We start from the raw sequence: 13,183 nt of genomic DNA on the forward strand, positions 1-13,183 counted from the left end.
AAATGAACAACAAAATTACAGGTGCTATAAAACATTTAATCATTATTAATGTGATTGTATTTGTTGCGCCGCAACTTTTAAAGTTAGATTTTACAAATGTTTTAGCTTTACATTTTCCAGAAAATGAACATTTTGGAATATGGCAATATGTTACCCATATGTTTATGCACGGTAGCTTTAGTCATATTTTGTTTAACATGTATGGTTTATGGGCTTTTGGTACACCTTTAGAACAAATGTGGGGAAAAAAGAAATTTATATTCTTTTATTTTTCTGCAGGATTAGGAGCTGGATTAATTTATACTTTAGTTAACTATTATCAATTTAATGGTATTTATGAGCAATTAGCAAATTTCGGACTTACAGCAGGTGACATTCAGAATATTTTAAATTTGGGGAGTTATAATGATGCTAGAATTACATTGTCTAATGAAAGAATGGTTAAATTCTACAGTCTGTATCATACACCTGCAGTTGGAGCTTCTGGTGCAATATATGGAGTTTTAGTTGCGTTTGGAATCTACTTTAAAGATGCCAAATTAGCATTGATCTTTTTCCCTGTTCCAATCGCTGCAAAATACTTTATTCCTGTAATGATTTTAGGTGATTTGTTCTTTGGAATGACAAAATACTCTATTGGTAATATTGCACATTTTGCTCATATTGGGGGTGCTTTAATCGGTTTTATTATTGCTTGGTATTGGAAAAAAAATCAATTTAAAACATATTAATGAGTTTTATAGACAACATAAAATCACGGTATAATAGCGGAAATATTGTAGAAAAGTTAATCTACATAAACCTTGCTGTGTTTATATTTACGTTACTTATTTCTGTTTTTCAAGATCTGTATAAAGGACAAATTAATTGGGTTGTAGAGTGGTTTTCTTTAGATGATAACTTCTCTTCTCTGTTATATAAACCTTGGACACTTATTACTTATGGTTTTTTACATGCAGATTTTTTACACATCCTTTTAAACTTAATCACCTTATATTTTATAGGTAACTTGTTTGTAGAATACTTTACAGAGAAACAATTAGTAACTTTTTACCTTTTAGGAACCTTTTTTGGAGGTCTCTTATTTATGGTTAGTTTAAATTATTTTCCGTTATTTCAAGGACAATCCTCAATGTTAGTTGGTGCTTCTGCCGGAATTTCAGCAATTTTTATAGGTATAACAACGTACATGCCTAATTATCAACTTAAAGTACGTTTTATTGGTTTTGTAAAACTATGGCACTTTGCCGCCGTTTGGGTTGGTTTAGATATTTTAGCGTTATCTGGCGGAAATGCTGGAGGGCATTTTGCCCATTTAGGAGGCGCTTTATTTGGTTTTTTATATGTAAATCAGGTATCTAATAAAGAAATAAAACTTTGGGAACAAGTATCTACTATTTTTTCAACAAAAAAGAAACCGCTAAAAACTGTTTACAAATCAGCAAAGAAAACAACTAGTTCAACTAAAAACACTTCGTTAAACCAACAACAAATAGACAGTATTTTAGATAAAATAAGTAAATCTGGATATGATACTTTAACCAAAGAAGAAAAGGAGTTTTTATTTAAACAAGGAAGAAAATAATATGAAGAACTTATCCCCCATAAATAAGCTTTTATATATCATAAACTCAGTTTTGGCAACAATACTGTTGTTATCTTATGTACTTCATTTTATATCTCCAGCTAGAATTCCGTTTTTTGCAGTTTTAAGTCTTTTTGTACCTTTTTTAATGATTTTGAATCTATTTTTTGGAATCTACTGGTTACTTAAACTAAAAAAACAGTTTCTTTTATCTATTACAGTTTTAATAATTGGTTGTTTTTTTTCAGCACCTTTTTATAAAATATCGGGTAATTCTTCTGCTTTTAACAATGATTTAAAAGTAATGAGCTATAACGTAAAAAGTTTTGATCTTTTTCACAAAAAGAAAGAATCTAAAACGCCAGATGGTTATAAATTTATTGCATCTAAAGCCCCAGATGTTCTTGTTATACAAGAATATTATCATAGTAAAAAAAACAAATTAAATTATCCTCATAAATTTATAAAATATCGTCCTAATAGTAATAAATACGGAATGGCTATTTATTCTAAATATAAGATTATAAATACTGGTTCTTTAGACTTAAAAAGCGTGGGTAATAATATTATTTATGCTGATATTTTAAAAGAAAAAGACACCATTAGAATTTATAATATTCACTTAGAATCTTTAAGAATAAAACCTGAAGAAGAAAATTTTGGTGAAGAAAATTCAGAAAAATTAGTAGAAAGAATTAGTAATTCTTTTAAAACACAAGCAACACAAACCGTAAAATTTTTGGCACACGAAAAACAATGGAAAGGAAAAAAGATAATTTGTGGCGATTTTAATAACACTAGTTATTCATGGGTATATAATCAAATTTTAAAAGGCAAAAAAGATGCATATACAGCGTCTGGTAAAGGTTTTGGAAAAACATATAACTATTGGTTTCCTATGCGAATAGACTTTATTTTAACTGATGAAAATGCAATTATTAATCAATTTACAACCTTTACAGAAAAATATTCTGACCACTTCCCTATTCTTTCTAGAATTAACTGGTAAGTTTATTAATAACTTCTTTTTTCTATAATTTTATAAGTTTTGCTTTCTACTTTTTTCTTTAACAAATAGGCCATTGTTAAAAAGAAGCCTTTAAACTTTGCCACTCTTAAAGCATAATGACTAAATTTTAAAAGTCTACCAAATTCTTTTTTAAGATCCTCATCATATTTTTTTAAAGACAATTCAGAAAAATCATCATTTGTAAAACATCTTTTTATACTTTTTGCAGCAATAATACCAGACATCATTCCGGTACCTATACCTTCTTTATAAAAAGCATTTGCTAAACCAGCGGCATCTCCCACTAATAAAAATCGATTTCCAGAAGTTTTGTTGTTTCCAAAGTGAAATGGAATAGACCAACCTCTCCAATTACTCACTTTAGTAGCATGGTTAAATTTAGTTTTAACCTTTTTGTGGGTTTTTAAAATATACTGAATTTCATCCACTAAATTAATTCCATATTTTTTAATATGATCTGCACGCCCTCCCAAACTAATATTTACTTGTCCGTCGGATAAAGGAAAAACATAAAAAAATAACAACATTTTTTTATAAATCATCCGAACTTCTGCAGTGTTTCCAATAGGTAAATCTTTTACATCTTTAAAATACACACTCACAAAAGTTGATGCATATTTTTTATCTGTTTTATTATGCGCCAATTTATTAGCAACAATAGATTTAGCTCCATCTGCCCCCACTACAAATTTAGACAGTATTTCTTTACCATTTTTTAATTTGATAAAAACACCATCTGATACCTCTTTAATCTCTTTAACTCCGCTTCCAAAATGTTGACTGGCATAAGTATCTGATAAATGACTTACCAAAAATTGATCAAAATCTATACGCTTTGCATACGATATAATCATGTCTCTATCATCACTTTCTTTAAATTCTAGTTTAGAGCGATTGTTTAAGTGCAGACTAATTTTTTTGCTATGTATAAACTTTGGATGTTTTAAAAAACTAGCAAATAAATCATCTCCCAAAAGTTTCATCGCCTTATAGGCGTATAAAATTAAACCATCTCCACAAGTTTTATCTCTAGGAAAAGTTGCTTTATCAATAATATAATGCGGAATTTTTAGTTTTGACAATTCTATAGAAGTGGCTGTACCAGAAGGTCCTGCACCAATAATACAAACCGCTGTTTTTTCAATTTTATTCATAGTTATACAAAATCAATATAAAAAATATTTTAAAGCTGCTTTACTTCTAAAGGCTATAATTTTAATCTGTATTTTGTTTCTAGTTGATTCTCATCATTCATAAATTTCTTAACAACCTTAAACCCATTGTTTTCTAATATTTTTACAGATCCTATATTTTGATCAACAACATAAGCAATAATTTTTATCATTTTTAAATGCTTACAAAAAGAGATTAATCCTTTACAAACTTCTGCTCCGTACCCTAAATTCCAAAATTTCTCTATAAACCGATACCCTATTTCATCATCTAAATTGTCTTTTACCAAGGCAACTGTTCCTATAAATTTATCGTCAGATTTTCTTTGGATAGCGTAAATCCAAAAATCATTTTTAGGTTTACTATAATTAGAAATTAATGCTCTTAGTTCTTCTTTATTTTCATTTAAGTTTTTTACAACTCCTGTTGCATATTTTAAAACAAGAGGATTACTTTCTAATCTATGAAATGCATTTAAATCTTCAAAAAGAAGTCTTCTAACAATTAGTCTTTCGGTTTCAAAAATCATCAATAATATTGTAAATTTGCAATCCTTAAATGTACAAGAATGAATGCAGATAAAAAAGTAGCTTTTTACACTTTAGGATGTAAACTGAATTTTTCGGAAACATCTACCATTGCTCGTAATTTTGTGAGTGAAGGTTTTGAACGTGTAGATTTTGAAGAAGCAGCAGATGTTTATGTTATAAATACCTGTTCTGTTACAGATAATGCAGATAAACGCTTTAAAACGATTGTAAAAAATGCTTTAAAGAAAAATGATGATGCTTTTTTAATTGCTGTTGGTTGTTATGCTCAATTAAAACCAGAAGAATTAGCTGCTGTAGATGGAGTAGATTTAGTTTTAGGTGCTACAGAGAAGTTTAATGTTACCAGTTATATAAACGATTTAACAAAGAATAATGTTGGTGAGGTGCACTCTTGTGAAATTTCTGATGCCGATTTTTATGTAGGTTCTTACTCTATTGGAGATAGAACTCGTGCATTTTTAAAAGTACAAGATGGTTGCGATTATAAATGTACTTACTGTACAATACCTTTAGCACGTGGAATTTCTAGAAGTGATACTTTAGAAAACGTAATTGAAAATGCCAAAGAAATTTCATCAAAAGGAATTAAAGAAATTGTTTTAACCGGTGTTAATATTGGCGATTACGGTAAAGGTGAATTTGGTAATAAAAAACACGAACATACTTTTTTAGAGTTGGTAAAAGAATTAGATAACGTAGACGGTATTCATCGTTTGCGAATTTCATCTATAGAACCTAATTTATTAAAAGACGAAACCATTGATTTTGTATCAAAATCTACTTCTTTTGTTCCGCATTTTCATATTCCTTTACAATCTGGTAGTGATGAATTATTAAAGAAAATGAAACGTAGGTATTTAACCAATACGTATACAAATAGAGTTACTAGAATTAAAGAAGTAATGCCAAATGCTTGTATTGGTGTAGATGTTATTGTTGGTTTTCCTGGTGAAACAGATGCGTTATTCTTAGAAACTTATAATTATTTAAACGAAATGGATATTTCGTATTTACATGTTTTTACGTATTCTGAAAGACCAAATACAGAAGCGGTACATTTAGATGGTGTAATACCTAAAAAAGTACGTGCAAAGCGCAGTAAAATGTTACGTGGTTTGTCTGCAAAGAAAAGACGTTCTTTTTATGAAAGCCAAATAGGTAATACAGTTACTGCTTTATTTGAAAACGAAAATAAAGAAGGTTTTATACACGGTTTTACAGAAAACTACGTTAAGGTTAAAACACCTTGGAATCCGGAATTAGTAAATACCCTACATGCTATAACACTTACTAAAATTGATGAAGATGGTTTGGTAAGATTTAATTTTGAAAAGAATAAAGTTACAGCATAAAAATTGCTAAAAAAAACGACATGAAAAAGATTGCTATATACTTGGTACCAGGTTTAGCAGCTGGTCCAGAAATTTTTGAAAACCTAGAATTATCCGAAGATAAATATGATATTCATTATTTAAAATGGATAACGCCCATTGCAATAGAAGAAACTATTGCAAATTATGCCATGAGAATGAGCGAAGAAGTTAAAGCGGAAAACCCTGTTTTAATTGGTGTTTCTTTTGGGGGAATTATGGTACAAGAAATGAGTAAATATCTAAAAACAAAAAAAGTTATTATCATTTCTAGTGTTAAACATCACGAAGAGCTTCCAAAAAGATATCAATTTGTAAAGTTTACAAAAGCGTACAAATTATTTCCAACAAAAGTGGTTTCTAACTTTGAAGATTATGCCCAATATTTTTTAGGAAAATCCTTAAAAAAAAGAGCTGACATTTATAAAAAATATCTTTCTGTTAGAAGTAAATTATACTTAAATTGGTCTATTAGTAATGTTGTTCAATGGCAACAAACGGCACAAAATTTAAATATTACGCATATTCATGGAACCGATGACCATGTATTTCCTATAAAAAACATCGATAATTGCATAAAAATTGAAGGTGGTAGCCATGTTATGATTATCACTAAAGCAAAAAGAATATCTAAAATTATTGACACTCTTTTAAGTTGTTAAACCTAGTGTCTTTTCTTATTTTTAAAACAAAAAAATTATAATCTTATGAGTAAATCATTTCGTTTCATTTCATTACTTAGCGTATTAATAGTAACTTTTTTATTTTTTAATGCCATCAATAAAAATGAAACAGACCCAGAAACAAGTACGTCAAAAACATATAAAATAAAAGCTTTAAAGCTACCAACTAATTTAAATCTTGCAGGAGAAAGAGTGCCTTTAGAAATACCTGATGTTAAAGAAAGAATGGAAAGAGAATTGTTAGTAAATACGTATTGGCAATCTAATGGGTTATTACTTATAAAAAGAGCTAATAAGTACTTTCCTGTTTTAGAACCTTTACTTAAAAAATATGGTTTACCAGACGATTTTAAATTTTTAGCGTTGGCAGAAAGTGCTTTTATAGATGAAACTTCTTCTGCAGGTGCAGCAGGTATGTGGCATTTTATGAAAGCTACAGGTAAAGAATATGGTTTAGAAATTAATAGCAATGTAGACGAACGTTATAATATAGAAAAATCTACTAAAGTTGCTGCCGAGTATTTAATAAAATCTAAAGAGCGTTTTAACTCTTGGACCTTAGCTGCAGCTTCTTATAATGCAGGTAACTATGGCGTTAGTAAAAGGCTAGAAACCCAAGAAGTAGATAATTATTATGATGCTAAATTACCTAATGAAACAGAAAGATATGTTTTAAGAATTATTGCCTTAAAGGAAGTAATTTCTAACCCTAAAAAGTATGGTTTTGTGTTTGAGAATGAAGACTTATATACTTTAGAAAAAACGAGAACGATTAAAGTGGATACTGCTATTTCTAATATTACTCATTTTGCTAAAAAATTCGGGATGAATTATAAAGAATTCAAAATTCATAACCCTTGGTTAAGAGAAAATAACCTGAATAATAAAAGTAGAAAAGTATACGAAATTAAAATACCGGTGAACTAAGAATACTATTATTCAATAATATTTTTAATTCTGCCTACCAACCCAGATTCTAACTGAACTTTAATTCCATACGGATGGTTTTGAGATTTAGTTAGAATTTTTGCTATAACACCTTCTGTTAATTCTCCACTTCTTTGATGCGGTTTTTGCACAATTTCTACAAATAAACCAATCTCAACATTCTTTCTTTGCCTTCCGTCTATCATAACTAATATTTTAAAGTACTAAAATAAAAAAAGCCTATCAAAATTGATAGGCTTTTAAATAAAAATTTAACTAGTAATAAATATATATTATAATACTCTTACGTTTACTGCGTTTAATCCTTTTTTACCATCTTGTAAGTCAAACTCAACCTCATCGTTTTCACGAATTTCGTCGATTAATCCTGACACATGTACAAAATGTTCTTTGTTTGATCCTTCTTCAGTGATAAATCCAAATCCTTTAGATTCGTTGAAAAATTTTACGGTACCTTTATTCATAATAAAATTTATTGTGTTGTTAATTTAATTACTAACAACATTTATTGAGTTGCAAATGTAATACCAATAGTTGAATAATAAAATAAAATATTGTATAAATATATTTTTATAAAAATAAATTAAAATTAGAAATGTAAACAGCTTTAAAACAGACGAAAAATTTTTCGATAAACAACTATAAAAAAAACACTTAAAAAATAAAAAAGCCTATCAAAAAAAATTGATAGGCTTTTAGATAAAAAATTAACTAGTAATAAATATATTATAATACTCTTACGTTTACTGCGTTTAATCCTTTTCTTCCATCTTGTAAGTCAAATTCAACTTCATCGTTTTCACGAATTTCATCGATTAATCCTGAGACATGTACAAAATGTTCTGTGTTGTTTCCTTCTTCAGTGATAAATCCAAATCCTTTAGATTCATTGAAAAATTTTACGGTACCTTTAGTCATAATAAAAAAATATTGTGTTGTTAAATTCATTCCTAACAACGTTAATTGAATTGCAAAGATAATGCCAATAATTTAAAAATGAAATAAAATTGTTGTTTTCCTTAAAAAAAACACAATTTAAACACTCATAATTCCTTTTTTAATTGAATCAAATTCTTCAATAATCTCTTTTATGATTTCTTTAGCCGATTTTATTTTATTAATTACCCCTGCAATTTGTCCAATTTCTAACTCTCCTTCTTCTAAATCTCCTTCAAACATTCCTTTTTTAGCACGAGCTCTGCCTAACAATTCCTTTATTTGTTCTGTTGATGGATTGTGTTTATATAACTCTTGTACTGCATTGTAAAACTTATTTTTTACCAATCTTACAGGCGCTAACTCTTTTAAAGTTACTTGCGTATCACCGTCTTTAACATCAATAATGGTGTTTTTAAAATTAATATGCGCAGAAGATTCTTCTGATGCAGCAAACCTACTTCCTATTTGTACTCCATCTGCACCCAGCACCATGGCAGCTAACATTCCACGTCCTGTTCCAATTCCGCCAGCAGCAATTACGGGGATTTTAACCTGCTCTTTAACCATTGGTATTAATGTAAACGTGGTTGTTTCTTCCCTCCCATTATGTCCACCAGCTTCAAAACCTTCACAAACAACAGCATCCACACCAGCAGATTCCGCCTTTAAAGCAAACTTAACAGAACTTACTACATGTACTACCGTAATTCCTTTTTCTTTTAAAAAAATCGTCCAAGTTTTAGGATTTCCTGCAGAAGTAAAAACAATTTTAACGCCTTCTTCAATAATAATATCCATTAATTTTTCAATATCAGGATATAACATAGGTACATTAACCCCAAAAGGTTTATCGGTTGCTTTTTTACATTTCTGAATGTGTTCTCTTAAAACATCGGGATACATAGATCCTGCACCAATTAAGCCCAAACCACCAGCATTAGAAACGGCAGATGCTAATTTCCATCCAGAAACCCAAATCATACCTCCTTGAACAATTGGAAACTCAATATTAAATAATTCTGTAATTTTATTTCCCATTATTGTTTCATCAGCTTTATCGTTTTTTGTTGATTTCCTTTAGATATTTTAAGTAAATAAACACCGCTTTCTAAAAAAGAAACATCAACAACTTTAGAGCTTGAAACTGTTTTTTCTAGCACCTTTTTACCCAGCATCGTATATATTTTAATTGTAAAATTTAAAGCATCTGTAGAAATTAATAGTTGGTTTTTAGCAGGGTTTGGATACACATTTACGTTGATATTAGTATCGTCTAAAACAGATAAACTAGTTATATAGGTTTTTAATGCTAGTTCAAAATTCGGAATTCCATAACCATGTTGATCTGTAGGAGCATTAAATTTATCTGCAGACTCATAAACAGCTTGTTTTAAATACGTATTAAAATTATTTGTGGTTGCTTTTGATGATGATGCTTTTAAAAGAAAACCTTCATGCTGATTTAAACACGCAATTAATCCTGCCATAATTGGTGACGAAAAAGACGTACCGTTAGAACTTGCAATGCCACCTGTGGTATAATTAATTACCGCTGCACTTGCTCCTTTGGCTAAAATTTCGGGTTTTATTCTTCCGTCTGATGTTGGTCCGAAAGAACTAAAACTAACAATATTTTCTGATGCATCTACAGCACCAACACTTATTACAGAAGCTGCATCTGCCGGCGCTCCCATATATTTCCATGATCCATTTCCGTCATTACCCACTGAGTTTACTAAAAGCATACCACGAGAAGCACCAATTTCTGCTCCTCTAGAAATAAATGTAGTTTTACCATCTAAATCTGCATACGTATAATTATAGTCCGGATTATCAAAAGTTGTATATCCTAAAGAAGTATTAATAACATCAACTCCCAAACTATCTGCTCTTTCTGCAGCTTCTACCCATAAACTTTCCTCTAAAGGGACTTCTACAGGCGCATTTTCTGTTCTAAATAAATAAAAAGAAGCATCTGGTGCAGTACCTACAAACTGGTTTTCTAAATAACCGCCAATTGTTGATAATACATGAGTTCCATGACTATCTCCTGTATAAAAATCATCACTTCTTTCTACAAAATCGTAGCCTCCTAAAATCTGATTGTTATCTCTAATTCTTTTAAAAGCTTCTAAAGTATTTACGTTAGGAAAACCTGCGTCTATAATTGCTATTATTTGACCTGCACCTGTTAAACCTTGCTCATGTAAATAATTTCCATGTAGCATTTTAATTTGATTATCGGTAGCACCATAATTAAAATCGGTTAGCGTTTCTTTAAACTTATTATAATGATTAGGTTTTATTGCTTTTCCTTTTGATTTAGCATTTAAATTTAAAGATTTATTAGCAAATTCTATATGATCGATAAAACTATAGGTAGCTAATAAATTATTAATATTACCAACTTCACCTTTAATATGAATTGCATTTAACCATTTAGATTTAGCTAAAACAGTGATGTTTACATCATTCTTAATCTTATTATAATAATTTTCATCAACAGGTACATCTTTAATATCTAGAGGGATATTTAATTTAGACCTTCTGTCTAATGCTCTTTGCGTAAGCATTGTTAAAGGACTCTCTAAAAAAGTAGCTTGGTTTGGTTTGTCTCTTAAGAAAACCCATGCGTCTTCTTGGGCCGTAGCGTTAAAAAAAGTAGCTATAAATAAAAAAAGTAGTAATTTCTTCATATTTCGAAATTACTACTTTTTTATGATTTTTATAAATTATTTAAGAAATTACTCCAGAACCTAATAATTCTTCATTGATATACCAAGCCACAAACTGACCTTCTTGTATGGCAGATTGCTTGTTTTCAAACTCTACATACAAACCTGTTTCTACTTTATGTAAGGTAGCATTTTCTAAAGGTTGCCTGTATCTAATTCTAGCATCTACTTGCATAGTTTCTCCAGATTTTAATGTTAAATCTTTACGGATCCAATGCATTTCTTCATTAGAAACAAACAACACATTTCTATATAAACCTGGGTGATTTTTTCCTTCACCAGCATAAATTACATTTTCTACCACATCGGTTTCTATCACATACAAAGCTTCTTTTGTACCACCAACATTTAAACCTTTACGTTGTCCTTTTGTAAAATAGTGTGCGCCTTGATGTTTACCAACTACTTTACCATCTTCTTTCTTGTAAGAAAATTTTGTTGCGTAATAAGCAAGTTCTGCTTCTTTGTTTTCAAATACCGGAGGTTGTTTTGTGTACTGCTCAAAATCCGAAGGAATTGTTACAATTACTCCATTTTTGGGTTCTAATTTTTGCTGTAAAAACTCTGGTAAACGAACTTTACCGATAAAACATAAACCTTGAGAATCTTTCTTTTCTGCCGTAATTAAATCTGCTTCTTTGGCTATTTTTCTTACTTCAGGCTTTGTTAATTCGCCAATTGGGAATAATGCTTTTGTTAATTGTTCTTGAGACAATTGACATAAAAAATAAGATTGATCTTTATTAACATCCTTACCCGCTAATAATTTATAAACGGGTTTACCATCTATAATTTCTTCTCCTTTTCTACAATAATGACCTGTAGCAACATAATCTGCCCCCAACTTTAAAGCAATGTCCATAAAAACATCAAACTTTATTTCTCTATTACAAAGCACATCTGGGTTTGGCGTTCTACCTTTACTATACTCATCAAACATATAATCTACAATACGTTCTTTGTATTGATTGCTTAAATCGACAACCTGAAAAGGAATACCTAACTTTTCTGCAACAATCATTGCATCATTAGAATCTTCTAACCAAGGGCATTCATTTGAAATGGTTACAGAGTCATCGTGCCAATTTTTCATAAAAAGCCCAATAACTTCGTATCCTTGTTCTTTTAATAAATGTGCGGTTACACTAGAATCTACACCACCAGAAAGACCAACAACTACTCGTTTCATTTTAAATTTTTAAGGATGCAAAGGTACAAATAAGAAATGGTTTTATAGATTGAAAGAATTGATGTAATCATTGTTTTGATTTATCCTGTGGTTAGCAGTTAGCAGTTAGCAGTTAGCAGTTAGCAGTTAGCAGTTAGCAGTTAGCAGTTAGCAAGAATAAAAAGACTTCTACAGGCCCTGTCTAACAATCATTAAAATTTATCAACATTTAAACTATAAACATTGCACCATGCACCATGAACCTTAAAATCAATCTTCTTTTTTACGAGTAAAATAATTTTTTGCTTTTAGCTCTTTTTCAGTAGCTACTTCTCCATCCATATAATATTCCCAATTTCCCATGCGTAACCCGCCTTTATAATTACCTGTTTCTTTTAACTGACCATTTAATTCAAAATATTTTGCCAATCCGTTTAAGACACCATTTTTGTAAGTAATTTCTTCTATTAGAATATCTTTACTAGAATATTTACTACTAACTCCATCTAACAAACCGTTTTTGTATGTAGAAAATTCTGTAACCCTACCATCTTGATAGTAATTTATTAATGCACCATCTAATTTACCATCTTTATAATTTTCTTCTGACATGATTGTGCCATCAGAGTAAAAATATTTCCAATTACCAACTCGTTTTTTCCCCACTAAAACACCTTCTGTTTCTATGGTACCTTTTAACGTAAAAAATTGAACATATAAAGAATCCGAATTTTCAAAAAAAGTCTTTATAATAACAGGGTGTTTAGAACTTGTAATATCATAAAATTTAAAAACACCTACTTCTTTTCCGTCTTTAAATTGACCAGTGTAGCGTAATCTTTTATTAGGGTAGTATTTTTTCCAAACTCCCACTCGTTCTTTATTTGCATTTAACCTATTAATACCTTGCGCATTAAATTTTTCACTTGTAAAAAAACAAGAAAAAAACAGTAAAATAAAAAACAGTCTTTTTATATTTAACATTCCATAATAATTTTTAA

The 13,183-nt window shown here is 29.6% G+C and carries 15 protein-coding genes; 6 read left to right on the forward strand and 9 right to left on the reverse strand.

The features are described from left to right. The first annotated feature begins 2 nt into the window (after positions 1 to 2). From GQR92_RS04155 to GQR92_RS04165, 3 genes are read left to right on the forward strand one after another with little or no spacing between them, the layout of a single operon-like run. The gene (locus tag GQR92_RS04155) at positions 3 to 731 is read left to right on the forward strand and encodes a rhomboid family intramembrane serine protease (protein ID WP_158837939.1); all 729 of its coding nucleotides are present in this window, start codon (positions 3 to 5) and stop codon (positions 729 to 731) included. Beyond that, a complete protein-coding gene (locus GQR92_RS04160) occupies positions 731 to 1,585 on the forward strand; it encodes a rhomboid family intramembrane serine protease (RefSeq protein WP_158837940.1) in 855 nt (284 codons plus the stop codon). The genes GQR92_RS04155 and GQR92_RS04160 overlap by 1 nt, the downstream gene beginning before the upstream one ends. Positions 1,586 to 1,637: 52 nt before the next feature. Next, positions 1,638 to 2,594 (forward strand): endonuclease/exonuclease/phosphatase family protein, encoded by a 957-nt coding sequence (locus tag GQR92_RS04165; RefSeq protein ID WP_233270001.1) that lies wholly within the window; start codon positions 1,638 to 1,640, stop codon positions 2,592 to 2,594. A gap of 5 nt (positions 2,595 to 2,599) precedes the next feature. Here the strand turns inward: GQR92_RS04165 and GQR92_RS04170 are convergent, their stop codons facing one another. Both GQR92_RS04170 and GQR92_RS04175 read right to left on the reverse strand, forming a co-directional pair. Then, positions 2,600 to 3,769, reverse strand: a complete 1,170-nt coding sequence (locus GQR92_RS04170; protein WP_158837942.1) for an NAD(P)/FAD-dependent oxidoreductase — start codon at positions 3,767 to 3,769, stop codon at positions 2,600 to 2,602. Between the two features lie 53 nt (positions 3,770 to 3,822). Then, positions 3,823 to 4,317, reverse strand: a complete 495-nt coding sequence (locus GQR92_RS04175; protein ID WP_158837943.1) for a GNAT family N-acetyltransferase — start codon at positions 4,315 to 4,317, stop codon at positions 3,823 to 3,825. Between the two features lie 39 nt (positions 4,318 to 4,356). Here GQR92_RS04175 and mtaB point away from each other — a divergent pair, with 39 nt between their 5' ends. From mtaB to GQR92_RS04190, 3 genes are read left to right on the forward strand one after another with little or no spacing between them, the layout of a single operon-like run. Beyond that, a complete protein-coding gene (gene mtaB, locus GQR92_RS04180) occupies positions 4,357 to 5,691 on the forward strand; it encodes a tRNA (N(6)-L-threonylcarbamoyladenosine(37)-C(2))-methylthiotransferase MtaB (protein ID WP_158837944.1) in 1,335 nt (444 codons plus the stop codon). 20 nt (positions 5,692 to 5,711) lie between these two features. Further along, positions 5,712 to 6,371 carry an alpha/beta hydrolase gene (locus tag GQR92_RS04185; RefSeq protein ID WP_158837945.1) on the forward strand — a complete coding sequence of 220 codons (660 nt, stop codon included), beginning with the start codon at positions 5,712 to 5,714 and terminating at the stop codon, positions 6,369 to 6,371. Positions 6,372 to 6,416: 45 nt separating this feature from the next. Further along, positions 6,417 to 7,319, forward strand: coding sequence for a lytic transglycosylase domain-containing protein (locus tag GQR92_RS04190; protein WP_158837946.1), 903 nt, complete (start codon positions 6,417 to 6,419; stop codon positions 7,317 to 7,319). An 8-nt stretch (positions 7,320 to 7,327) separates the two neighbouring features. Here the strand turns inward: GQR92_RS04190 and GQR92_RS04195 are convergent, their stop codons facing one another. The 7 genes from GQR92_RS04195 to GQR92_RS04225 form a co-directional block, all read right to left on the reverse strand. Beyond that, a complete protein-coding gene (locus GQR92_RS04195) occupies positions 7,328 to 7,525 on the reverse strand; it encodes a YwbE family protein (protein ID WP_158837947.1) in 198 nt (65 codons plus the stop codon). An 87-nt stretch (positions 7,526 to 7,612) separates the two neighbouring features. Continuing rightward, entirely contained in the window at positions 7,613 to 7,804 is a 192-nt protein-coding gene (locus GQR92_RS04200) for a cold-shock protein (RefSeq protein ID WP_018943662.1), read from the reverse strand. Between the two features lie 262 nt (positions 7,805 to 8,066). Further along, entirely contained in the window at positions 8,067 to 8,258 is a 192-nt protein-coding gene (locus tag GQR92_RS04205; protein ID WP_158841968.1) for a cold-shock protein, read from the reverse strand. A 117-nt stretch (positions 8,259 to 8,375) separates the two neighbouring features. Beyond that, positions 8,376 to 9,317, reverse strand: a complete 942-nt coding sequence (locus GQR92_RS04210) for an NAD(P)H-dependent flavin oxidoreductase (protein ID WP_158837948.1) — start codon at positions 9,315 to 9,317, stop codon at positions 8,376 to 8,378. Next, the gene (locus GQR92_RS04215) at positions 9,317 to 10,975 is read right to left on the reverse strand and encodes a S8 family serine peptidase (protein ID WP_158837949.1); all 1,659 of its coding nucleotides are present in this window, start codon (positions 10,973 to 10,975) and stop codon (positions 9,317 to 9,319) included. Before GQR92_RS04215 ends, GQR92_RS04210 begins: the two co-directional genes overlap by 1 nt. A gap of 40 nt (positions 10,976 to 11,015) precedes the next feature. After that, positions 11,016 to 12,203 carry a tRNA 2-thiouridine(34) synthase MnmA gene (mnmA, locus tag GQR92_RS04220; RefSeq protein WP_158837950.1) on the reverse strand — a complete coding sequence of 396 codons (1,188 nt, stop codon included), beginning with the start codon at positions 12,201 to 12,203 and terminating at the stop codon, positions 11,016 to 11,018. A 249-nt stretch (positions 12,204 to 12,452) separates the two neighbouring features. Continuing rightward, positions 12,453 to 13,166 (reverse strand): toxin-antitoxin system YwqK family antitoxin, encoded by a 714-nt coding sequence (locus tag GQR92_RS04225; RefSeq protein ID WP_158837951.1) that lies wholly within the window; start codon positions 13,164 to 13,166, stop codon positions 12,453 to 12,455. Between the last annotated feature and the right edge of the window lie 17 nt (positions 13,167 to 13,183).

Source organism: Polaribacter sp. L3A8 (assembly GCF_009796785.1).
Taxonomy (GTDB): domain Bacteria; phylum Bacteroidota; class Bacteroidia; order Flavobacteriales; family Flavobacteriaceae; genus Polaribacter.

Bases quoted from the DNA above. Each gene is read 5' to 3' on its own strand.
- GQR92_RS04185 (WP_158837945.1), top strand. From the start codon at position 5,712: ATGAAAAAGATTGCTATATACTTGGTACCAGGTTTAGCAGCTGGTCCA.
- GQR92_RS04225 (WP_158837951.1), bottom strand. From the start codon at position 13,166: ATGTTAAATATAAAAAGACTGTTTTTTATTTTACTGTTTTTTTCTTGT.
- mnmA (WP_158837950.1), bottom strand. From the start codon at position 12,203: ATGAAACGAGTAGTTGTTGGTCTTTCTGGTGGTGTAGATTCTAGTGTA.
- GQR92_RS04195 (WP_158837947.1), bottom strand. From the start codon at position 7,525: ATGATAGACGGAAGGCAAAGAAAGAATGTTGAGATTGGTTTATTTGTA.
- GQR92_RS04175 (WP_158837943.1), bottom strand. From the start codon at position 4,317: ATGATTTTTGAAACCGAAAGACTAATTGTTAGAAGACTTCTTTTTGAA.
- GQR92_RS04155 (WP_158837939.1), top strand. From the start codon at position 3: ATGAACAACAAAATTACAGGTGCTATAAAACATTTAATCATTATTAAT.
- GQR92_RS04160 (WP_158837940.1), top strand. From the start codon at position 731: ATGAGTTTTATAGACAACATAAAATCACGGTATAATAGCGGAAATATT.
- GQR92_RS04205 (WP_158841968.1), bottom strand. From the start codon at position 8,258: ATGACTAAAGGTACCGTAAAATTTTTCAATGAATCTAAAGGATTTGGA.
- GQR92_RS04170 (WP_158837942.1), bottom strand. From the start codon at position 3,769: ATGAATAAAATTGAAAAAACAGCGGTTTGTATTATTGGTGCAGGACCT.
- mtaB (WP_158837944.1), top strand. From the start codon at position 4,357: ATGAATGCAGATAAAAAAGTAGCTTTTTACACTTTAGGATGTAAACTG.
- GQR92_RS04215 (WP_158837949.1), bottom strand. From the start codon at position 10,975: ATGAAGAAATTACTACTTTTTTTATTTATAGCTACTTTTTTTAACGCT.
- GQR92_RS04210 (WP_158837948.1), bottom strand. From the start codon at position 9,317: ATGGGAAATAAAATTACAGAATTATTTAATATTGAGTTTCCAATTGTT.
- GQR92_RS04190 (WP_158837946.1), top strand. From the start codon at position 6,417: ATGAGTAAATCATTTCGTTTCATTTCATTACTTAGCGTATTAATAGTA.
- GQR92_RS04200 (WP_018943662.1), bottom strand. From the start codon at position 7,804: ATGAATAAAGGTACCGTAAAATTTTTCAACGAATCTAAAGGATTTGGA.